Origin of the sequence: Pseudochrobactrum sp. Wa41.01b-1 (genome assembly GCF_019464455.1) — a bacterium.
In the GTDB taxonomy this organism is placed as follows: Bacteria; Pseudomonadota; Alphaproteobacteria; order Rhizobiales; family Rhizobiaceae; genus Pseudochrobactrum; species Pseudochrobactrum saccharolyticum.
On record NZ_CP080493.1, the window covers coordinates 2913996 to 2936641 of the forward strand.

Sequence of the window (22646 nt, forward strand, 5' to 3'; positions counted from 1 at the left end):
TTCCGATTCCGAAATTTTGAATCAGATTTTTCCAGAAAACGCCTCATCCCATAAGCATCATCGGTCTCCATAAGTTAGGTTGGCAAAGGTAGTGTCGGATGAGAGGCTCAGATCATGATCAAGACGCGCCAGTATGGTGCGCACGACAGCCTCGGCCGCAGCCTCTGCCTGTTTGATGATGTCACCAGAAGAACCACCGAGGGTGAAATGGTTTTCTATTTGAAGCATTATTCCTGCTGAGCGACTTCCAACTCCACCAGCCTGTGAAGGCGTGACGTAACCGTTAGCGCCAGCTGTAAACAGCTCAACGCCGCTACCACCGACCGCATAAGTTTTGCCTTTCTGTACAGGGCCACCAGCGGCACGCGTTCCACCCACTTGGGTCGATCCGGAAACGTTTGTGCTTCCGCCACCCGTTTTTTCCGTTCGTAGAACAGCAGCCAACTGCCTCGCCAGATCGAGTGCGCGTTCAAGGCTGGCGGTTGCCACTGTCGGGTTTGCTTCAAAGCTCAGAATACGCTTAGTTTCATCGGCAATCTGCTGTGCTTTGACTTCTGCTTCAGCCCCGCCATTGGTCAATGCTTGCAAGTATCCCTGAATCCCTTGCTGAGCAGCAATTGGCCAGTTCTGCATTTCAGATTGGATTTTGCTTGAAAGCCCGGCACCGGCAGACGGTGAGCTTTGTTCTTGCGCTTGTTTGAACCAGTGCTGCATTGCACCACTGGCCAAACTTCCCACGTCAAATAGACTTGGAGCATACAATGAGGAAGAGCCCATAGCCTCTTTCTTCATTTGATCGGCAGAGTATGCGGCACCAAGAATTCCAAGAACGCCAGCGCCTTTTTTCCAGAATGATCCCTTGGTCAGATTACCAAGGATACCTCCAGCGGCCGAACCAGCAGCGACTGATGATGCGTTACTTGCCGCACCGCCGCCAATGATACGCCCCAAGAGTCCCATGCCTGAGCGCCAAGCAGCAAAACCGGCGAGCGCAATAACAGCAACGCCAACCACTTCAATTAAGCGTCTGGTTGTGTCGCTAAGATTTGTAAACTCCGTGGCAATATCATCAACCGCGACCAGTACACTGCGGATAGGTGTTTCCCAATCCTCCACAATTTGGATGAGTGCGTTTTCAACGGCACCGGTTGCACGGGTATAATCACCATAAAGCCCCTCATTGGCCTTCGTGCCAATCTGGTTGGTAATTCCTTTCGGTGTATTCTTCATGAGTTCAATGGCTTGCAAAAACTCAGGAAACCGCTGAGACAAGATGTTAGCTCGTGCACCCTGTCGCGATGTAAAGAAGGCGTTAAGCTGGGCAAGTGATGGATCCGATTTCAAAATATCTAGCAGGAGCTGTTCGGAATCCACACTCTCAGCACTGAATTTATGAAAATCGCCAAGCTTCTTCGCAACTGCAGCCCGGTCTTTAGGAGTCATGCCGTTTAGAAGCGGAGCCATTAAATCCATTACGCCAGCGGTAAACTGACCACGATCACTCCCTACCGGTACTTCCTCGCCAAGATCCTCATTCATGACCGTTGCTTCATCAAGATATTGGGTAATCTTATCCTGCAATGCCTTGTCAATCCGGAGGCCAAAGTTTTCTTGCATCATTTTATTGATGCCGCGCACTTTGAATGCATCGGGTTGGGTTACATAATCATCGAAGTTAAGCCCCATGGCTTGCAGAGCCAGGCGCCCAGGATTTGTGGGGGCACCAAGTTTTGCGGCCGCGGTACGTGTGAAAACACCAGCTTCATCGCCGGCGTAACCAGACCGGCGAAGGATGACGCCCATTGCGTTGGCCACAGGATCAGATAGACCGACCGAGCGCATTGCGCCGCCACCATAACGAATGTACTGGAAAATATCGGCATCATTCATACCGCCATTTTTTGCCATCCATACGAGCTGATCAACAAAGGTCTTAATCCCTTCGATATCCCGCATAGGGATATTTCGGATTTGGGATGCGGAGCGAATGGTTGCAGCAGCCTCCTCAAGGGTTACCCCCATTGCGAGCGCATAATCGGTAATCGGCCCGAGCATATTCATGATTAATTCTGCATCACGGGCACCGCCCTGCAGGACGCTCAATTGCGCCGAAACGACGTCACTATTTGTGAAACGTGTGTCTTTACCGATCTGCGCGGCCTGCTTGTTCATATTATTGATGTCGCTGGGATTGAATGCAGAGCCACCCAAAGCGTCGCGAAATGCTTTATTTTTATTATAGTCTACCGCATCATGAAATCCTTGGGCCGCTGCCCGACGGCCAGTGTGCACAGCAGTAGCACCACCAGCAGCCACGGCAGCTTCTGCTGCAACTGAGCGAGCGCCTCCACCGCGTGGTGGTCGTGATTTACGTGCCTCGCGATCCAGTTCGCGCATTTTCTTAATGGTCTGCGCCAACTGACTTCGGATTTCTTGTTGAGAGCGAGCAATGCCCGTCCGTCCTGCAAGGCCAAAAGAACGCAGGGCATTTTCTGCTGTACGAACAGCCGCGCCTTGTTCACGGAATGCCGCAGATATACTTTTCAGTGTAGAACGAGCTGTCCTAAGATCCGCCTCCATTTTCCTCGTAGGCTTGCCTGCTGACTGCATGGCACGTTCGAGGCGCTGGACATTCGCTTGAGCCGCTTGCATTTCGCGGCTTGTCTCTTTCAGTCCGCGACGTAGTTCACGAAACTCACCAACTGCACGAGATTTCCTGCTTAGGTAATCGAGTTCTTTACCAAGCTTCCTGACCTCAGGTGTTCCGGATTTGCCAAGACTGGAAAAAGATTTCTCCAAGCCCTTCAATGCAGTTGTAGTGGTTTTTGCGGGACCCGAAGCAGAGTCGATCAGTTGAAGGCGAAGTGCTGCTGTGCGCGTAACCATAATTTCCTCGGCTAAATTTGCACTGACTCAAAACGATGAGTTATCAATCATTGATAACAATTTATAATTGATTTTGATGCTTTTCATAAGTGGAGATTATGATGAAACCATTGAGTCAAGTCGACCTCGCAAATGCTTTAGGTGTATCGAAGTTGACAGTTTCTAGGGTTTTGAAGGTGTTTGGCCGTGAAAACCATCATTTAACCGATCGAGATGCAATCCAGTGCTTAGCTGTTGGTAAAATAGTGAGCCTCGGGATTTCTCATGCAGCAGCATGCAGGCTTCTCGGTGAGTTTTCAGCTGAAATCCTCTATGTGCATGGAAAGCCGGATAATCAGTGCTGGCTAATTTTTACGGAGCGAGAAAACAAAAGTTTTTGGGTTTCGGCTTTAACCCCTAGACATCTGGCCGGGCTTATAGATGCGCTGAATCTCCCTGTGGTGTTGTCTCTGCACGAAATAGTGGCCGACGCTCAAGTACGCCTAAATCAGCTGAAGCTGCAAAAGTTTGATCAGGTGGCAGCATGACCCGTAAACCTGAGATGCGAACTCGTGCGGCCCCTATTAACGGCACTGCCAATGCAGAAGAACGTACAGTCGAAATCGCTTTTGCTAGTGAAGCTCCGGTAAAACGCTATTCATGGGAAGACGGCTTTTATCTGGAAGTGCTCAGTATCAATAAAAATGCAATTGATACGAGCCGTATGGATACCATGAGCCTACTGGATACGCATGACCAGTACAGTCTTGAATCCCGCCTTGGCAGTGTTGTTCCCGGCAGCTTCCGTATTGAAGCTGGCAAAGCGTTATGCCGTGTCAAATTTAGCCGTAACACTAAGGCAGAAGCCATTTTTACCGATATTTTGGATGGTCATACAGTACCGGTTTCTGTTGGCTATCGGGTCTTGAAAACCACCAAAACCGATGGTGCAGGCGATGCCCTCCCGACACTAACCGCAACACGCTGGATGCCGATGGAAGTGAGCCTTGTTCCAGTTCCAGCAGACGCAAATGCCCATACCCGCAGCGAAGGGAAACCAATAATGCCAGAGCCAATGGAAAACGAACAGCACCGTTACCGCGAGACCAACCTTATTCGCGAGCGTAAACGCCAAAAAGATATTCGAGAATTTGCAACTCTTGCACGTGGTGTAGTGACTTCAGACGAGATTGAACGCGCCCTTGATGGTGGTACCGATATTGAAGCACTACGTGAGCTATACTTTGAACGAGAGGTCAACCGTCAGAGCCAAGCACCAACCCGCACACCTACGGAGACGCACGGCATGGGCTATGATGAGGGTGCACGCGAAGCTCGCATTGAAGCTTTGGCATGCCGCATGAATGGTGGAAAACCTTCTGATCATGCGCGTCAGTTCATGAGCTGGACACTTGAGCAGCACGCACGTGCTTCACTGGAGGCTAATGGTGTAAACACTCGCGGCCTGTCTCGGAATGATGTATTTGGCGGTAGCGGTGGTCAGCGCTCTTATGCACCGCATACGACCAGTGATTTCCCACTTCTGCTCCAGTCAGCAGGCGAACGTGTTCTCATGGCTCAGTATGAAGCGGCACAGTCTCCTATCAAACAGCGCCTTTGCCGCTCGACCACCATGTCGGACTTCCGCAAGGCGCAGAAAATCAAGATCGGCGATATCGACACACTGGCACGGTTGAATGAAGCCGGTGAGATCAAGGCAACAACACGTGGTGAGGCAGCAGAAAGCTATGGCCTGTCTACATTTGCACGTATCTTTTCATTGACCCGTAACGCTCTGATCAATGATGACTTGTCCGGCCTCGCTGACTGGTCGCGAGCTGCAGGGCGAGCCGCCGCAGAAACAGAAAATCAGATCATCGTCAATTTGCTTTTGAGCAATCCAACTATCGGTGAGGATGGTCTGAGCTTGTTTCATGCGAGCCACAACAACCTCGCACTTACAGGGTCTCCACTAAGCGTGGATAGCCTTTCAGACGCAAGAAAGGCGATGCGCAAGCAAAAAGCATTCGGCGGCAAGCTACCGGCCGGCGTAACGCCATCATTCTTGGTTGTCGGCCCCGAGTTGGAAACGGACGCAGAAAAGATACTAGCAACGCTGTCAGCCACAACTGCAAGCGACGTGAATCCTTTCAGTAATCGCCTCGAGCTTTTGGTAGAGCCGCGCATTGAAGATCGTAGTTGGTTCGTGTTCGCTGCGCCAACAAATGCACCCGTTATCGAATATGCGCATCTTTCAAGTGCGCCGGGGCCACAGATCGCATATCGTGAAGGTTTTGAAACCTTGGGAGTGGATTACCGCGTAGTGCTTGATTTTGGCGCAGGTGTAGTCGACTTCAGAGGTGCATATCGCAATCCCGGGAAATAACCGGGCGCGCTAGGGCTGATGGCTGCATTAGCTCCGCTACCGAGTAGCCGATCTTGGTGTTCATGAAACAATCGGCTCCACGTCTGCTCTCATATCCACTGAGAAAAGGTGCAGACATTAGAGGAGTTACTTCCTCTAGCTCCCACGGCTTTCTTAATGAAGTCGTGGGATATTTGTTCATCAGGAGTCATCAATGTCTATTTTTGATCGCATGGATCGTGCAACCAGCCGTGTTATCGACCGCTTGCATGGAATGCGTTTTGTGCTTTACCCTCAAACATCTACCCCTAATGGCAGATCGGAGGGAGATGCATACCGCAATTCATGGATTGGCAAGGGTGTTCTCAAACGATTGCCAGCTTATGACGTAATTGAAATAGGAAAGCGTAACCGCACCGGTCACGACTTTCAAACACCCGTCGTTGGTGAGAAAATAGAGCTTTCTGTTGACTGTCATCGCTATCCGGAGGCGGCGAAAGCAAGACAGAGAGATCGCATTGAAACAGACGATCTAAGAAAATTTGAGATAATAAGCATCCAGCCAGATGGATTAAGTCGGACTGTATTTCAGCTTATAGAATTACGATAACTACCAATGCAAAATTAGCGCTGCTTCTCGTCAGCATAGCTAAGGCGCTCACTGTTTTTGTCATGAAACCATTCGCCGGGTGTACGTACTCTCTTTTGGTTCATATGGATATAAGGTAAACATAGAGCCGTGAATGGCTCTCTGAACTCCTCAAGCTTTTTCTCCAATTCTTCAATTATTTCTGCCGTTTTGTATTTTTGATCAGGGTTGATGTTATTTCGCTCAAGGTGTCGTAAATTATGACCATATTTAGCGACATCATCTATAACTACAAGGATCGCATCCGAGACTTCTTTACCAAAAAGAAAGCGGGAATCGCCCCATGACTTCGAAAGACGCCTAGTCGCATTAAATGATACGAATTTGCCATGTTCAGTTATAGCGTAAATGACTGCAGCGTTAACCTCTTCATAAACCTGTATGCGTCTATCAAATAGATCAAGCATTACCTTTTGATGTGCAGTTCGCCATTGAAGAAATGCCACCAAACCAGCCACGGCTGCTATTGTTGGGGTGAGCAAGGCTTGGAGAATTACTATCCATGAAGGTAGAGTAGTCATTTCATCCCCAGTTGAGTTTTAGGGCAGTTTAAATCCGTTTTCTTCAATATTAGCAAGAGTGTTATTCATTCCAGTTATAACACTATCAATGCCTTCGTGTTGGGCGACACCAATATAATGCGTGACATATCCTCTGAATATTTCCTCATCAATTTCACCTGAGTTATATGCAGCAAGAAATGTTTTGAAATATTTATCGATTATTTTCCATTCCGATGGTTTGATATTACGCGGTTCTTTTTTCATCCTGTTTCCTATGTGTGTTGTGTCATGACAGATACGCAAATTGCGAATCTGTCATGACATTGTTCTTTGCATCCTGAAAATTCTAGTGACACTATGGTGACACTAAGAAGATTTCTGAGGTGTAATAGTGAATTAAATAATTGATATTATTGGTGCCGCTTACGTGACTCGAACACGTGACCCCATCATTACGAATGATGTGCTCTACCAACTGAGCTAAAGCGGCAGGGAGATGCTCCCGCACAGAATGCAATAGTTTTATGCAGTCTGTTCGGGCGCGTGATAGCGAAATCTCATTCTGATTGCAAGGCGCAAAAGCAAAAAGAAGCGGTTTCCGTTATGCCATTCTCGAAGTTTAAAACTCCCTGATAAAATGAACAGGATTGTTTATTTTGTCAGGGAGTAAATCTCAGCTATAGTACTGTTTTCTGAAGCGAATTGACGATCTTATTGAGCCTGGCAAAGCGCGGATTTCGCCTCTTTATATTGCTCAATCCAGCGTTCCACCAACTCTCCGGCGGGCAGCACTTCTTTGACTGCGCTGATCCCCTGACCGCAACCCCAGATATCTTTCCAGGCTTTGGCGCCGGTGGTGGCTTTATGGAAGTCCATTTTGCTCGGGTCAGCCTCCGGCAAATGATCGGGATCCATTCCTGCGGCTTCAATGGACGGACGCAAATAGTTTCCGTGAATGCCGGTAAAATAGTTGGAATAGACAATATCTTTCGCGCTGGATTGCACGATCATGTCCTTATAGGCATCAACAGCATTGGCCTCCTTGGTCGCAATAAAAGGCGAGCCGATATAAGAAAGATCTGCGCCCATCGCCTGTGCTGCAAGAATGGCGCGTCCGCTGGAAATAGCGCCGGACAAGGCGACAGGGCCATCAAACCATTCGCGGATTTCAGCAATCAGCGCGAAAGGGGACAGTGTTCCCGCATGGCCACCGGCACCGGCGGCGACAGCAATCAGGCCGTCCGCGCCTTTACGGATGGCTGAATTGGCATGGCGGTTATTGATAACATCATGCAGAACAATTCCGCCATAGGAGTGAATTGCAGCATTAACCTCAGGCACTGCGCCGAGGGAGGAAATAACAACCGGAACCTTATATTTGACACATAATTCCAGATCCTGCTGCAAACGCAGATTGGAGCGGTGCACAATCTGGTTGACGGCAAAAGGGGCTGCGGGTTGGTCAGGATTTTCCTGATTATATTGCTGAAGCCCTTCGGTAATCTCTGCCAGCCACTCATCCAGCTGTGTGGCGGTGCGTGCATTCAGCGCGGGAAATGCACCGACAATGCCGCTTTTGCACTGCGCCATAACCAGTGCAGGATTGGCGATGATGAAAAGCGGCGCACCGATTGCCGGTAAGCGCAGATTGTTTTTGAGAATATCCGGTAGAGCCATGTGCCAGTCCCGTAATTGACGTAAACGTAAACGGTATATTGCTGGTAAGGATTGCAGGATGTCAAAGGCAAAATATAAAAAACCGCATCATTTTGGTTCAGTGAAGCTTGGCGGTTGACTTATATGTAATATTTACTGTGAAATATGCAGAATGAACATGTTTATGCCATGCCGGCAATTTTACTAAAGATGCGCCGGTGCGGCATATTTCGGAAATAGAGGTTTTTTGCACAAATAGTCTTTGTGGAACAATATGTTAAGATCGTATATAATCTTTTTATATCCCCGTGATAGTTAGGATTTCATAAGACTTAAAAATAAGTTAATGCGTTGGTCTGCTTATTCGTGCATCAATAAGAGTAACAGCGCATCAAGCCGGTAGTAGGAAGGGACAATTTTGCAGGGCATCGAAAGTGCAATACGCAACGCTTTGACCAAAGCGGATTCGTCTGATCCGGCTATGCGCCAGCGGATTTATGAATCCGTCTGGAGCGCGCATGAACGCGCTATGGCAGCGAATGCCCAGCTTTCAGACCCGCAACGTGCTGAGCGACGCGAGAGGCTGAAGGCCGCAATTTCTCATATCGAACAGGAAATGCGCGCGAATGCGAACCGTGTTTCTGATGAGGAAATGCTTGCTCCTGCGCCGCAATATGATGGCGGACTGGGTGTTCCTGATCTTGATCATAGTGATGTACGTTCTGAGGGTAAGGGCTCCCGTAAGCGTAAAAGTAAAGCGGAAACCGAGCCTGATCTGGGTTATGAACAGGGGCTTAGTCAGCCTGTAAAACCTAAAAAACGCAAAAAATCCCGTATTTTCTCTCTGGCACTGCCATTGGCATTTTTGGTGACTGCCGGTTTGATCGGCTGGTCGCTCTATAATAGTTTTGTTACCATCGGTCCGGTAGGAAACGCACCGCTTTCGCAATCCGGCAATGCCGGTCCTGCGATGCAGGGTAATGAGGCTGACAGCAAAGACTGGGTGACAATTTTCACTCCTGCACAGCCGGATCGTATTTCTGTTCAGGGAAAAGCGACCGCTGAAATCGGCGGTTCCGGCAATGCCCGTTATGTCCGTATTAAATCGCCGACTGCAACAGATACGGCCAGTTTTGACATTGGTCAGGGTGTGCTGGATCAGCTTGAAGGCAAGCAGGCGACATTTGAAGTCATGGTGCGCAGCGACGACGGCGGAACCGTGCAAATGTCTGTCAGCTGCGATCTGGGCTCTCTGGGCGATTGCGGACGCAAGCGCTATGATGTGACAGACCAGCAAAGCAGTCTGCTGTTTGATCTTCCGGTTCCTGAAGTATCGTCGGCAAACAGTTCCGGCCGTCTTGTTCTGACCAGTGATATTAACGGCACCGGCAAAAGCGTCGATATTTATACAATCCGGGTTAAAACCGTAGAATAATTAATTTGCCGGAGCATCATCCGGCAGCAGCTGCATCAGATTTTGTATAATGTCGGCCTCTGCCGGTGGTTTGTCCCAGCGCAGTCTGGAGATGCGCGGAAAGCGCATAGCCAGTCCTGATTTATGGCGTGTGGAGCGGTTAAGCCCTTCAAAGGCAACCTCTACAACAAGCCCGTGCTGCCGGTCTGCCCTGACAGCCCGTACAGGCCCGAAACGCTGAATTGTATTCTCCCGTACAAAACGGTCGAGCTGTTTCATTTCCTCATCGGAAAAGCCGGAATAGGCTTTGCCGACGGGGAGTAACTGTGCCTGTTCACTGGCATCAGACCAGACTGCAAAGGTAAAATCGGAATAATAGCTTGAACGCTTGCCGTGACCGCGCTGGGCGTAAATGAGAACCGCGTCGATAATATAAGGATCGCGTTTCCATTTGAACCACGGACCTTTTGGTCGCCCTGCACTGTAAACGCTGTCCGTACGTTTGAGCATCAGCCCTTCAATCACGGCATGAGGCGGGTGATTGCGCAGGTGCCGCAACTCGGCAAATGTCCGAAAGGTGAGCAGCGGTGAAAGATCAAAATAAGACGGATCAAGCTCTTGGATAAAGTCTTCAAGATGCTGCCTTCTTTGCGCAAAAGGCAGATTGCGCAAATCTGATCCGGTGAGGCGGTTGCCGCGATGCAGCAGATCATAGACACGGATGAAGGCAGGATAATCCTGTAATTGACGGGCAGTGACAGTTTTACGGTTCAGCCTTTGCTGCAAGGCATTGAAAGAGGCTGGCTCTGTTTTACCGTCTGCATGACGGATCAGCAACTCTCCGTCGAGAGCGCCTTCAAAATGGATGGCTGAGACAATATCCGGAAAGGCGTGGGTAATATCATCACCGCTGCGGGAATAGAGCTTTTTGACCCCGTTTTCACTGACGGCCTGTACGCGGATACCATCCCACTTCCATTCTGCCGCAAAATCCTCCGGCGTGAGTTTCTCTGTTTCAACCTCATCCAGCGGTGTTGCCAGCATGACGGGGCGAAACGGTGCCGGATTATTATTTTCCGGCTTGCTGCTGCTGCCGTCGAGCCAGCTGAACAGGCTGAGATAGGGCGGGGTCAGCCCGTGCCACAATTCCTCAATTTCGCTCAGTTCAACCTGACCAAAATCCGCAAGTGCCTGCTTTGCCAGCCTTGCGGAAACACCGATCCTTAAGCCGCCGGTGACGAGCTTCAAAAGAGCATATCGCTCAGAGACATCAAGCGCATCCAGCAAAGTCTCAACCAGTTGCGGCGCTGCATTGCGCGATGTTTGCTGGAGTGTTGTGATAACAGTGCCGAGGGACAAGTCATTGACCGGCTGCACATTATCGGCTGCAGGCCAGATCAGAGAAATCGTCTCCGCGAGATCGCCGACATAATCATAGGAATAGGCAAATAATTCGCTGTCGACGCGTGTCATGGTCAGTGCACGCAACAGTGCGGGTTTTACACTGTTCAGCTCAAGTGTACCTGCCAGCGCGGCCAGTGCATAGCCGCGGTCAGGATCAGGTTGCGCGCGGAAATACTCGGTCAGCAATAGCAGCTTTTCATTGCGGCGCGGCGTGAGCACCAGCCTGTCGAGCAATGCGGCAAAGGCTTTCATATGTCAGCCTCATCTTCATAACCGACGAGATGCAATGGTTTCGCTGTAATGGAGTTGAGAGTGCACCAGCGTACCAGAGCTTCCTCGCGCCCGTGTGTCACCCAGGCCTGCGAAGGGGAGAGTTCCGTGATTGTATCGGTCAGCTCATCCCAGTCGCAATGGTCGGAAAGGATCAGTGGCAATTCAATGCCGGATTGTTTGGCTCTCTGGCGGATGCGCATCCAGCCGGAAGCATAACAGCTGACAGGATCAGGAAACCGTCTTGACCAGCGGTCAGCCATTGCAGCGGGCGGGGCAATAATCAGGCTGCCCGCGAAATCTGCTTTTTGATGTGTTGTTTCTGAAGTGGCAGGACGGAGTTCTCCGAGGGCAACACCCTGAGATTGGTAATATTGGCAAAGCTTCTCCAAAGCTCCATGCAGATAGATGGGGGCATCATAGCCCGCTTGACGCAGCAGGCTGATAACCCGCTGCGCCTTGCCAAGCGCATAGGCACCGACAATATGACTGCGCTCGGGCAAAAGCTGTAAGGATTGCAAGAGTTTGGTAATTTCATCGGCTGGTCGCGGATGCCGGAAAACCGGCAGGCCGAAAGTGGCTTCGGTAATGAAGACATCGCAGGCCACGGGTTCAAACGGTGCGCAGGTTTTGTCCGCAACACGTTTATAATCGCCGGAGGCGACAATTCTGGTTCCTTGATATTCCACTGCAATTTGTGCGGAGCCCAATACATGACCCGCCGGATAAAAGGTGACTGTAACGCCGTTGATATTGAGTGGTTTTCCGTAATCAGCGATCTGACTGGTGCGCGCATAATGCTCGCCAAACCGGATGCGCATAATATCCAGCGTCTGGCTTGTAGCCAGCACATGGTTGTTGCCTGCACGGGCATGATCGGCATGGCCATGGGTAACCAGCGCGCGGTCAACCGGTCGCACCGGATCGATATAGAAATCACCGGCCGGACAATAGAGCCCCTCAGGGGCAGGGTGCAGCAGCTCTTCGGGACGCATGGAAATAACATAGGCCTGACGCAGCATTAAACAAGCCCATAGCCGGAGCGGATCGATGCGGCCGCCTGTTTGCCGTGAGCACTAAAATTGAACGCGCATTGGCTGTGTGAAATCCGTTCGGCTGTCAAAAAATATCTTGTCAAATGCCCCGCATCACTGCATATCGCGTGCTCTGCAACAAATGCGGTAAGAATGGCGCGGGCATTTTTCTCTTCCGGTGATCTGATAGCGGATCGCCGTGCTCATTATGCGGTCATGATGTCTGAGGCGGGAGACCATTCCGCAGCAGCCGACCTGATGCGCCAATCGCTTGATTATCTGACATCCCAGTTCCGGCAATGGCCTGCGGGTCTGTTTATGCTCAGCGAAATGCATGAAAATGCGGGCGAAACAGATGAAGCTGTGGCTCTCTGGCGACAGCTGCTGAAGCTTGATCCTGATGATCGTTTTGGTGCAGCGCTGAAACTGGCACAATGCGGTCTTGGTGAAACACCTGATGCGGCACCGCCTGCCTATATTGAGGCACTGTTTGATGCCTATGCACCGGATTTTGAAGAATCTCTGGTCGATAAGCTGCAATATTGCGGGCCGCAAAAACTGGCGGAACTGATTACCAGACATTTTCCGGAGCGCAGCTATCAGCATGTGCTGGATCTGGGCTGCGGCACCGGTCTGATGGGGGAAGAAATCCATCAGCGCAGCGGTTTGCTGAGCGGTGCGGATCTCTCGGAAGCCATGCTGAAAAAGGCGGATGAGAAGCAGATCTATACAAGGCTGATTAAGGCAGATGTAAACCAGTGCCGCAAGGCGGATCTGGTCGATGAGGCCCTGCCGCAACCGGATATGATCCTTGCTGCCGATGTGTTTATCTATATCGGCCAGCTGGAGCGCGCTTTCGCTCTGGCAGCGGAGTGTTTGCGGAGAGGAGGGGTGTTTGCCTTCTCGGTGGAAACACATGACCGGTCTGAAGCGCAGAGTTCAGACGGTTCATGTGATGATATGATTTTGCAACCGTCTTTACGTTTTACCCATTCTGCCCGCTATATCGAAAATTTATTACAAGTCAGTCGTTTTGAATTGCTGGATTATCAGCGCATTGCTCTGCGTCTTGATCGTGGAGAATATCTCGATGGCTATGTCTTTCTTGCCCAAAAATGCTGAGCCGGTACGGTTTCGGCTTTCTGTTGTCTGAACAGAGATCAATCCGTGACGTTTTAAACACAAACGGGACTTCACACCTGTCGGGATGCACCCTACATTCACCCTGTGAAACCGATATCCGCTGCCGATAAATCTTCCGGTCAAGATGTTCTGCCCGCTGTCTTTGTACAGTGGTTTGCGGATAAAGGCTGGCAGCTGCGCCAGCACCAGCATGAATTACTGGAGCGCAGTCTGGCGGGACAGTCCATATTGCTGATTGCACCCACAGGAGCCGGTAAAACGCTGGCCGGTTTTTTGCCTGCACTGACTGATCTGACATTGCGCGCGCAGAGTGGTGCGCGTAATCAGCCGCGTCGTTCCGGTATTCACACACTTTATATTTCGCCGCTCAAAGCGCTGGCTGTTGATATTGAACGCAATCTGGCGAAGCCGGTTACAGAAATGGCACTGCCGGTAACTATTGAAACCCGCACAGGGGATACGCCTGCCCATAAAAGGCAGCGGCAGAAACTGGCACCGCCGGATATATTGCTCACCACACCGGAGCAACTGGCTCTGTTACTGGCGGGCAAAGATGCGGCAGATTTCTTTGCGGATTTGCGTTTTGTAATTTTTGATGAGCTGCATGCGCTGGTTACTTCAAAACGCGGGCAGTTGCTGGCACTGGGGCTGGCACGGCTGCGCAATCTTGCACCGCAGATACAGACAATCGGCCTGTCGGCAACAGTGGCAGAGCCGGATGATCTGCGCCGCTGGCTGGTTGCGCAGGGCGATACTCCTGCACTGGCCGGACTGGTTACTGTGCAGGGCGGCGCAAAGCCGGAGATCCGCATATTACAATCCGGTGAGCGGATACCATGGGCCGGTCACAGTGCCGGCTATGCACTCGGCGATGTTTATGAACTGATCCGGCAATTTCGCACGACATTGATTTTCGTGAATACCAGATCACAGGCAGAGCGGATTTTTCAAGAGCTCTGGCGTATCAATGAGCTTACCTTACCGATCGGCCTGCATCACGGTTCGCTGGATGCCACACAACGCCGTCGTGTGGAGGAGGCGATGTCCCGCAATGCTCTGCGTGCAGTTGTGGCGACCTCGACCCTTGATCTGGGGATCGACTGGGGTGATGTCGATCTGGTTATCCATATTGGCGCGCCGAAAGGTGCCAGCAGACTAGCGCAGCGTATCGGGCGCTCCAATCATCGTATGGATGAGCCAAGCCGTGCGGTTCTGGTGCCTGCAAACCGTTTTGAAGTGCTGGAATGCAATGCGGCGCTGGTGGCCAATGTGGAAGGGGTGCAGGATACGCCGCCTCTGGCCGACGGTGCTCTGGATGTGCTGGCGCAGCATATACTCGGCATGGCCTGTGCCGAACCGTTTCATGCGGATGTGCTTTACGCAGAAATATGCTCGGCAGCACCCTATCAGCATTTATCCCGTCATCAGTTTGACCGTGTGCTGGATTTTGTGGCAACCGGTGGTTATGCGCTGCGTGTCTATGAGCGGTTTGCAAAAATCCGCCCGATGCCGGACGGACGCTGGCGTGTCAGCAATGGCAAAGTCGCACAACAATATCGTCTGAATATCGGTACGATTGTTGAAGCACCGGAACTGAATATCCGCATGATCCGTAAGGGGCGCAAACTTGCAGGAAGCGCCGCCAGCTCCATGCGCGGAGGGCGGATATTAGGGCGTATCGAAGAGTATTTTCTCGAAACGCTGACACAAGGCGATACGTTCTTTTTTGCAGGTCAGACTGTGCGTTTTGAAGGTATCCGCGACAATGAATGTCTGGTGTCGCAGGCCTCCGGCGAGGATGCGAAAGTGCCGGTCTATGCGGGCGGGAAATTTCCGCTCTCAACCTATCTGGCCTCGGAAGTCCGTGCGATGCTGGCGGATGATAAGAGCTGGCAGCAATTGCCGGATCAGGTGCGTGACTGGCTGCAATTGCAGCGTGACCGCTCTCTGTTACCGGCCCAGAATGAACTGCTGGTCGAGACTTTTCCGCGCCAGAACCGGTTTTATATGGTGTGCTATCCGTTTGAAGGCAGGCTGGCGCATCAGACATTGGGGATGTTGCTGACGCGACGGCTGGATCGGGCGGGTGCGCGGCCGCTGGGATTTGTGGCAACGGATTATTCGCTGGGGCTGTGGGCGGCGCGTGATCTGAACGCGATGATGGAAGGTGGTGAATTATCGCTGGATGCGTTGTTCGATCAGGATATGCTCGGTGATGATCTGGAGGCATGGCTGGATGAAAGTTATCTGCTGAAACGCACTTTCCGCAATTGTGCGTTGATTTCCGGCATGATTGAACGGCGCCATCCGGGCAAGGAAAAGACTGGCAGACAGCTGACGATTTCCACGGATCTGATCTATGATGTGTTGCGCAGCCATGAGCCGGATCACATTTTACTGCAGGCTACACGGGCAGAGGCAGCGGCGGGGCTGCTGGACATTGCCCGTCTCGGAACAATGTTACAGCGTGTACGCAATCACATTGTTCATCGTAACCTGCCGCATATTTCGCCTTTGGCATTGCCTGTGATGCTGGAAATCGGCAAAGAACGGGTTGCCGGAACAGATGATGATTTGCTGGAAGACATGACCCGTGAGGCACTGGAAAATTGACAAGTGTGATTAAGCAGGCGCATCAGGGCGGCGCGGATATTCTTATTAATGATACGCTGTGCCATCTCGATCCGCGCGGGGCATTATATCTGCCGTCATACCGGACGCTGGTGGTGTCTGATCTGCATCTGGAAAAAGGGTCATTCTTTGCTAAGCGCGGCATGATGCTGCCGCCCTATGATACGCTGGCCACATTAGCGCTGCTCAAGACAATCATTGATGATTATCAGCCATCTTGTGTCATCAGTCTCGGAGACAGTTTTCACGATTGTCATGGCGCATCGCGGCTGGCAGATGAGGCATCCGGTTTGCTTCGCCAGATGATGAAAAGCCGCCAATGGCTATGGATTGAGGGTAATCATGATCCGGTGCATCCGGCGGGGCTTGAAGGGGAGAGCATGGCGCAATTCAGGCTTGGCGGTCTGATCTTCAGGCATGAGCCGCTTGCGGGTAATAGTCCCGGTGAGGTGGCCGGTCATTTGCACCCCGCAGCAAAGATTATACGGCAGGGGCGCAGTGTACGGCGCTCTTGTTTTATCAATAATGGGCGCCGCCTGATCATGCCGGCATTTGGTGCCTATACAGGTAGTCTTAACGTACTGGATAAGGCATTCCGCGGACTGTTCGATGTGAGTGGTTTCGACGTGCATTTGCGCAGTGAAACGCGGATATTCACTGTACATCCGCGTTTTTTACGACCTGACTAATTAGAGCGGTTTGCATCCGGATTGGATCATAGCACTCGCTCTAAATTCTTTATTTGGTCGCATTATCACTACAGTCAAGTCGATCCAACTTGACTGTGAAATGCTCTAGAGCGCCGTGTGCCAGACTTGGCACACAAAGGTCGCTCTAACACTTTAAAATTAGAGCATAATTTTACCTTCAACTGATCCAAGTTTAAGGAATTATGCTCTAGTCTTTACGGAACAGCAATTGTCCGAGCCAGCCTGTGAGACCGGCGAGAAAGACGGCAAACAGACCATAGGCAAGACTATATTGATGCGCCGCCTCAAAAATCTGCTGTTCCAGACCGGCTTTGACAATATTGAGATGGGTATTAGCTTCCCCGATAAACACGCCATGGCGGAACAACAGCGCACGGGCTTTGTGCCGCCCGACCGGCACATTGGTTGAAAGTGCCAGTGTTGCGCGGAACAAGGTCTGCGAAACAAATTCGACCGAGCCGACTTTCTGGCTGTAAAGTCCCTGACGGGATTTCAGGTCGCGCAACTCCTGCCCGAAGCGCATGGCATTCGGATCTGTCAGCGTGCCATATTCAGGGTTCAGCGCGAAATAATTCACGCCGAGCGAAAGCTGGCGATAGGTTTTCTCATCGGTAATATCCTGCAGCGGTCGCGTGGATGCCAGAGAATAGGAAAGCGGCACAGATGTGAATGTTTCTGAATCCGCATTGACCCAGACGCCGAGATAGCGTGACTTTTCACGAACAACGAGATTACGCTGCGGGCCTTCCAGCACCACGATAATATCGTAGCGTCCTTGCCTGCGGATCAGCGGATCTGCATTATCCAGCGCACCGAAAATTGTCAGATTGGTGCCGCTGAAATTGGATGCAATGGCAATTGTTTCTGTCGAAAGGCCGATCTCAATTGTTTCCGGCAATTGCTGCGGATCTTGCAGATTGGTGACCGCAGCCATTTCCTGTCCGCGCTCTTTTATCCGTGTCGCGGCATTGCCGCTCTGGAGCGGTATCAGTGCGGTGAGCAAAACGGTTGCCAATAAACTTTTGCGGATGATCTGTTTCATCTTACTCATCCGCAAAGCCGATGGAGAAAAGATTGTCCGGCTGAATGAACAGGCCGAAAGCCAGTCGCAGAGCAACGGCAAGAACCAGCAATGCCAGCAGCATACGCAATTGCTCGCCGCGCAATTTACGTCCGGCTCTTGCGCCATATTGTGCGCCGATCACACCGCCGACCATCAGCAAAAAGGCCAGCACAATATCAACCGTATGGTTATTGGTTGCCTGCATCACCGTTGTAAATGCAGTCACAAAAGTGATCTGAAACAGCGACGTGCCAACAACCACATTGGTCGGAACGCGCAGCAGATAAATCAGCGCCGGAACCATGATAAAACCGCCGCCGACACCCATTACGGATGAGAGCAGGCCGATGCAGAAACCGATGGCCAGTACCGGAATAATACTGACATAGATCATCGAGGCGCGGAAACGCGCCTTGAACGGCATACGGTGAATCCAGTTATGTTGCCCCGAGCGGCGGACATCCGGTGCTTTGCCGTCTTTGTTGCGGCGAAGGGTGCGCCAGCTTTCAACGGCCATCAGACCACCGACAGAGCCGAGAAAGACCACATAAAGCAGGGAGATAATCAGATCGAGCTGACCGAGATCACGCAACAGCGAAAATATGTAAATACCGACCAGAGAACCGACAAGACCGCCGATCACCAGCAATATGCCAAGCTTGAAATCCAGTGTCCGGCGTTTGAAATGCGTAAGCGCGCCGGAAACGGAGGAGGCGATAACCTGATTGGCACCGGTGGCAACAGCAATAGCGGGCGGAATATTGTAGAAGATCAGCAGAGGAGTAATCAGGAATCCGCCGCCAACGCCGAACAGACCTGACAAAAAGCCGACAGCCGCCCCCATGCCGAGAAGAACCAGCATGTTGACTGAAATTTCTGCTATTGGCAGATAAATACCCACGACCCACTACCATTATTATGACACTGCCGGAGATTGAAATCTGTATCCCTTTATCCGGTGTACAGCTAAGCTCCCCGCAGAGTTCTCCCGAAAATAATACCCGGCCTATCGTCAGACTTTGCAGCTTTTCGATGGCGGCGGGCGGTTATTCTTCGTGACCTGACAGAATTCTGAGTTTAACCGCCATTTGCGGCGTTAAACCTGAAAATACATATGCTGATGTCGTTTTTTGCGTGCTTTTTGAATGCAACACACTCATCGTCGCAAAAAACTGTTAATTTTCTGCGCCTTTGGCAGCGCCAAGTCAAACCATCACTGTGCATAAGATGATGCGAAACCGTCAGCCTGAATAGTCACCGGAGATTGTGTGCGGCAGGTGTTGCAGTTAGGCCGCAATTTTATGCGTAACCGCCATAAAAATACCCCTCTGCCAGCACGGCAAAGGGGTATGATTTCTTGTTATTACTGATTGTTGCCGGTGCAAATCAGCTGTTTTTGGCGAGCAGTGCTTCAACCAGTTTCTGATCCACTTCGCCGGTCGGCTTCATGCCATTGGCTTTCTGAAAAGCGGAAATCGCTTCTCTGGTCTTGTTACCCATAACACCGTCTGCCGTGCCTGCATCATAACCGTTTTTCTGCAGGATCAGCTGAATATTACGGACGGCTTTCTTCATATCGACGGAAGCTGTGGTGACAGCTTTGTCATCAGCCCAGGCATCCGGAATGCTGACTGCGTTGGCATCCTCAATCATGTCCTTCGGCTTCCAGAGCTTGGTCAGGTTGATTGCCCGCTCCAGCTGTTCAGGCTTGAGGGATTTTGCAATCTGATCGCGCTTGTCAGCCGCATCCGTATCACCGGCATTGGCAGCCAATGCGAACCATTTATAGCTTTCTTCCAGATTTTGCGAGCGACCCAAACCCTTAGCGGTCAGAATACCCAGATTATACTGGCTGTCTTTTACGCCGAGTTCTGCTGCGCGGAAGAACCATTTGGCAGCATTGTCATGGTCTGCCTTGCCGTCCGGCCCCATAGCATAGAGCACGGCAAGATTGTGCATGGCGCTGGCATTGCCCTGTGCAGCGGATTGTTCATAGAGTTGTGTTGCCTTGATCGCATCGCGCGGCATACCAAGGCCTTTTTCGTTGAAATTGGCAAGGCGGTACTGGGCAGGTGCAAAGCCGCGTTCAGCAGACAGAGCATACCATTTGGCAGCTTCGGCAAAATCGCTGGCAACACCGCGGCCGTCTGTATAGCGCATGCCGATTTCATAAAGAGCACGGGCATCCCCGCTTTCGGCGGCATTGCGCAGGGCAATCGGGCCGGCCTCTTTCGGCACTACAGGTACTGCTGTCAGCTTCGCCGTTGCAGCAGCTTCGCTCTTTTGCGGCAGGCTTTGCGTTGTCGTCTGATCGGGTGTTGTTGTCTCAGCCTGAGCCGTGTGAACCGGCGTGTTGTTTGCAGGCAGTTCCGGCATTGGCTGCATGTCCGGTGCGGCTGCTACCGGTGGATTAATAACAACAGGCTTGATAACGGCCTGTGTGCTGCCGGTCATTGGTCTGGCGGAGAGCGGCTCTGTCGGAAATTCGCGTGAACCAAGCGGCTGCACTTCTGTGCCGTCATAAACCGGCCCATGGTTCAGGCTGGTAATCTGAAGTGTGGATGCAGTCTGTTCTTCCGGCTGCGCCGGATTATCAAGCGTGGTGATTGTCGGCAAAGCAGGTTTCTTGTCTTCAATCACAGCCGGAGCGGTATTAACCGGTGCAGGCTGCACACTGGCCAAATCCGGTGACTGCGGAACAACGCTGTCCTGCTTTTCAGTCAGATAGCTGTTGCCAAGCTGCAAGCCGGTTACAGCAATGATGATGGCGCCGATAGCCAGCAGAAGCGGCTTGCGCAGGGAGCGCTTTGGCTTGTCTGGAGCAGTCGCACGGTCTTCATCGGATGTGATATCGCCGCCCAGAGTACCGTCGCTCAGATTTTGATCGCGCAGACGTCCGGTTTCATCCGCTGCAGCTTGCGCCGCACGGCGTGCCGCGCTGATAAGATCGGATTTACCGGAGGCAGGAGTATGATCCGGCCCGCGGCCACGCTGTTCATCGCGCACGCGACGGATAATGGCGTTGAGATCCGGCATTGCCGCAAGGGTCTGGTCGGTGCTTTCTTCTTCAGATTTGACCGGAATACGGTTTGCCGCAGGTGGCGTATCCAGTGTCAGCAGATCCGCGTCTTCAATCTCAAAAGCATCGGTTGTTGCCGAAGTCGGGCTGTTTGGCTTGGAACGGCGCACAGCCTGAGCCAGACCGCTCAGCAATGATTTGCGTGCTGTACCGGTTGTTTCGCCCTCTGTATCTGCAGCTATTTTCTCCGGTGCAGGATTGGCAGCGGATTTGACAGCGGCACGTGCAGCTTCAATAGCCGCCGCAGCCGGTGAAGGTACGGCGGAAAATGCTGCATTGCGAGAAGAATTGCCTGCTGTTGGTTCCGGATCATTGCCCCATTCAGGAATAGAGAACTGGCTGGTGAAGCGTGTTGCATTATTCTGGTCGTGCGACTGACCGGCAGGACGCGAAGGCTGCGCAAAAGGCGGCTTCTGCAGATTGTCTTTTTCAATCTGTCCAAGACGCTCGGCGATTTTCAATAATGTATCATGAACCTTGTTAAAGGTGCGGCTGTTACGCTCATCCGTGTCACGGGTCAGCTGTTCCAGCGCCTTGAGGTCATCGGCAAGCTGGCGGGCAAAATCTGTGTCGCGGGAAGGGCCTTTGTCCACAACCTGACGAATGGCTTCCTCTGCGGCTTCACGGGCAGCGCTCAGAACTGTGTCGCGGTTAATGTCGATGGCGCGTTCAATCACATCGAGACGCGGCTTGATCTCTGCCAGTTCAGGCAGCAGGCTTTCCGGCTTGCTGAGCTGTTCTGTGATAAAACCAAGCTGCTTTTCGAGATTGCGCATCAGCTGTTGATCGGCAGCCGGTGCTGCTGGTGCAGCCTGCAATACAGCGGTTTGTTCCGAGACCTGACGGGTAATCAGATCGAGGCGGTTTTCCAGTGCCTGAATAAAGCGGTCATCATTCAGCGCGGTTTTATGGGCGCTGTTGCGATATTGCTCGTCCAGATGACTGGTCAGATCGGCAAAACGGCGATCGAGTTCTTCAAAAACAGCATTTTCCTGCTCCGGCTGCTGGCGATGATAGCTGGTCGCAAGAATTGCGCGGCTGATTTCATCCAGACGTTCGTCCAGCTGACGCAGGGAGTGGCTCTGATTGTCCGGCAGCTGTTCAATGGCATGGCGCAGATCATCGAGGCGTGTCGTGATCGCATCCAGAGCCGGATCAATATGTGCCGACTGGCTGGCATGGAATTTTTCAGTCTGCTGCTGTTCAAAATTGTCAAAGCGCTCATCCAGCGCATCCCAGCGATGACTCATACGGCGCAGGGATTCTTCCCGTGCCAGAGTCTCAACAGTCCGCTTCAGCTCCTCAAAGTCACGACGCATAATTGCATCGGTATTCGGGCTGTTATTGGCGGACAGATTGCTGGTGCCTGCGATAAAGCGGTCGGCAGCGGAAAGGCGTGCCGGATTGTGCTGCACACCTGTATCAGACAGATGCAGTTTTTCGCTGATTGCTGCTGCCTGTCTCAGTTCTGTACGGGCGCGCAAACGCTGTAATTCGTCGGCAATGGCAGCCAGAGCCTCTTTGTGCGGATTGTCCGCAGAAGCCGGTGCAGATGGTGCGCGCGGTGCAACTGCCGGATCATTACGCAGAAATTCAAGAGCATCAGGTGATGCCGTTTCATCAATAGCCTGTGTGTGACGGGAAAAGTCTTCCGCCTCCCGCCGCTCGACAAGATGATTTTCAAGGGCGGACAAAGTGCGGTTCAATTCCTCAAGCGATGCAAGCGGACGGCGCTCACGGCGCATATTCAGATTATCGAGAGGAGACCGCTGATTTGTCATCGCCGTTTACACTTTTCAAACTGTGCGCCTTAAAGGAGCTGGTCAGATTGTCCGTTTGTTTTCGCCTGCAGATCTTGCT

General features: G+C 51.8%; 16 protein-coding genes and 1 tRNA gene. 7 read left to right on the forward strand and 10 right to left on the reverse strand.

Annotated features, from left to right (window positions below):
- Positions 1 to 57: 57 nt before the first annotated feature.
- Entirely contained in the window at positions 58 to 2886 is a 2829-nt protein-coding gene (locus K1X45_RS13370; RefSeq protein ID WP_220159126.1) for a phage tail tape measure protein, read from the reverse strand.
- Between the two features lie 98 nt (positions 2887 to 2984).
- Between K1X45_RS13370 and K1X45_RS13375 the strand changes: the two genes are divergently transcribed.
- The 3 genes from K1X45_RS13375 (at position 2985) to K1X45_RS13385 (ending at position 5840) form a co-directional block, all read left to right on the forward strand.
- Positions 2985 to 3413, forward strand: coding sequence for a hypothetical protein (locus tag K1X45_RS13375; RefSeq protein ID WP_220159127.1), 429 nt, complete (start codon positions 2985 to 2987; stop codon positions 3411 to 3413).
- A complete protein-coding gene (locus K1X45_RS13380; protein WP_220159128.1) occupies positions 3410 to 5251 on the forward strand; it encodes a prohead protease/major capsid protein fusion protein in 1842 nt (613 codons plus the stop codon). Before K1X45_RS13375 ends, K1X45_RS13380 begins: the two co-directional genes overlap by 4 nt.
- A 193-nt stretch (positions 5252 to 5444) precedes the next feature.
- Complete coding sequence (locus tag K1X45_RS13385; RefSeq protein ID WP_220159129.1) at positions 5445 to 5840, forward strand: hypothetical protein; 396 nt, start codon at positions 5445 to 5447, stop codon at positions 5838 to 5840.
- Between the two features lie 14 nt (positions 5841 to 5854).
- On the opposite strand, the gene K1X45_RS13390 is transcribed toward K1X45_RS13385, so the two are convergent.
- The 4 genes from K1X45_RS13390 to K1X45_RS13405 form a co-directional block, all read right to left on the reverse strand.
- Positions 5855 to 6400, reverse strand: a complete 546-nt coding sequence (locus K1X45_RS13390; RefSeq protein WP_220159130.1) for a hypothetical protein — start codon at positions 6398 to 6400, stop codon at positions 5855 to 5857.
- 18 nt (positions 6401 to 6418) lie between these two features.
- Positions 6419 to 6646 carry a hypothetical protein gene (locus K1X45_RS13395; RefSeq protein ID WP_220159131.1) on the reverse strand — a complete coding sequence of 76 codons (228 nt, stop codon included), beginning with the start codon at positions 6644 to 6646 and terminating at the stop codon, positions 6419 to 6421.
- A gap of 150 nt (positions 6647 to 6796) precedes the next feature.
- Positions 6797 to 6872: transfer RNA gene (locus K1X45_RS13400), tRNA-Thr, on the reverse strand.
- 221 nt (positions 6873 to 7093) lie between these two features.
- Complete coding sequence (locus tag K1X45_RS13405) at positions 7094 to 8059, reverse strand: nitronate monooxygenase family protein (RefSeq protein WP_220159132.1); 966 nt, start codon at positions 8057 to 8059, stop codon at positions 7094 to 7096.
- Positions 8060 to 8456: 397 nt separating this feature from the next.
- Here K1X45_RS13405 and K1X45_RS13410 point away from each other — a divergent pair, with 397 nt between their 5' ends.
- Positions 8457 to 9473, forward strand: coding sequence for a hypothetical protein (locus tag K1X45_RS13410; protein ID WP_213596709.1), 1017 nt, complete (start codon positions 8457 to 8459; stop codon positions 9471 to 9473).
- On the opposite strand, the gene K1X45_RS13415 is transcribed toward K1X45_RS13410, so the two are convergent.
- The gene (locus tag K1X45_RS13415; RefSeq protein WP_220159133.1) at positions 9474 to 11108 is read right to left on the reverse strand and encodes a cisplatin damage response ATP-dependent DNA ligase; all 1635 of its coding nucleotides are present in this window, start codon (positions 11106 to 11108) and stop codon (positions 9474 to 9476) included.
- The gene (locus K1X45_RS13420; RefSeq protein WP_220160507.1) at positions 11105 to 12121 is read right to left on the reverse strand and encodes a ligase-associated DNA damage response exonuclease; all 1017 of its coding nucleotides are present in this window, start codon (positions 12119 to 12121) and stop codon (positions 11105 to 11107) included. Before K1X45_RS13420 ends, K1X45_RS13415 begins: the two co-directional genes overlap by 4 nt.
- A 192-nt stretch (positions 12122 to 12313) precedes the next feature.
- Between K1X45_RS13420 and K1X45_RS13425 the strand changes: the two genes are divergently transcribed.
- The 3 genes from K1X45_RS13425 (at position 12314) to pdeM (ending at position 16623) form a co-directional block, all read left to right on the forward strand.
- A complete protein-coding gene (locus K1X45_RS13425) occupies positions 12314 to 13282 on the forward strand; it encodes a methyltransferase (RefSeq protein WP_220159134.1) in 969 nt (322 codons plus the stop codon).
- A gap of 105 nt (positions 13283 to 13387) precedes the next feature.
- Entirely contained in the window at positions 13388 to 15916 is a 2529-nt protein-coding gene (locus K1X45_RS13430; protein WP_220159135.1) for a ligase-associated DNA damage response DEXH box helicase, read from the forward strand.
- The gene (gene pdeM, locus K1X45_RS13435; RefSeq protein ID WP_220159136.1) at positions 15913 to 16623 is read left to right on the forward strand and encodes a ligase-associated DNA damage response endonuclease PdeM; all 711 of its coding nucleotides are present in this window, start codon (positions 15913 to 15915) and stop codon (positions 16621 to 16623) included. Before K1X45_RS13430 ends, pdeM begins: the two co-directional genes overlap by 4 nt.
- A 208-nt stretch (positions 16624 to 16831) precedes the next feature.
- Here the strand turns inward: pdeM and K1X45_RS13440 are convergent, their stop codons facing one another.
- From K1X45_RS13440 to K1X45_RS13450, 3 genes are all read right to left on the reverse strand, one after another.
- Positions 16832 to 17686, reverse strand: coding sequence for a TIGR02186 family protein (locus tag K1X45_RS13440; RefSeq protein WP_075654346.1), 855 nt, complete (start codon positions 17684 to 17686; stop codon positions 16832 to 16834).
- A gap of 1 nt (position 17687) precedes the next feature.
- Complete coding sequence (locus tag K1X45_RS13445; RefSeq protein WP_022711093.1) at positions 17688 to 18608, reverse strand: sulfite exporter TauE/SafE family protein; 921 nt, start codon at positions 18606 to 18608, stop codon at positions 17688 to 17690.
- Positions 18609 to 19093: 485 nt separating this feature from the next.
- Positions 19094 to 22567, reverse strand: coding sequence for a peptidoglycan-binding protein (locus K1X45_RS13450; RefSeq protein WP_220159137.1), 3474 nt, complete (start codon positions 22565 to 22567; stop codon positions 19094 to 19096).
- Positions 22568 to 22646 lie beyond the last annotated feature (79 nt).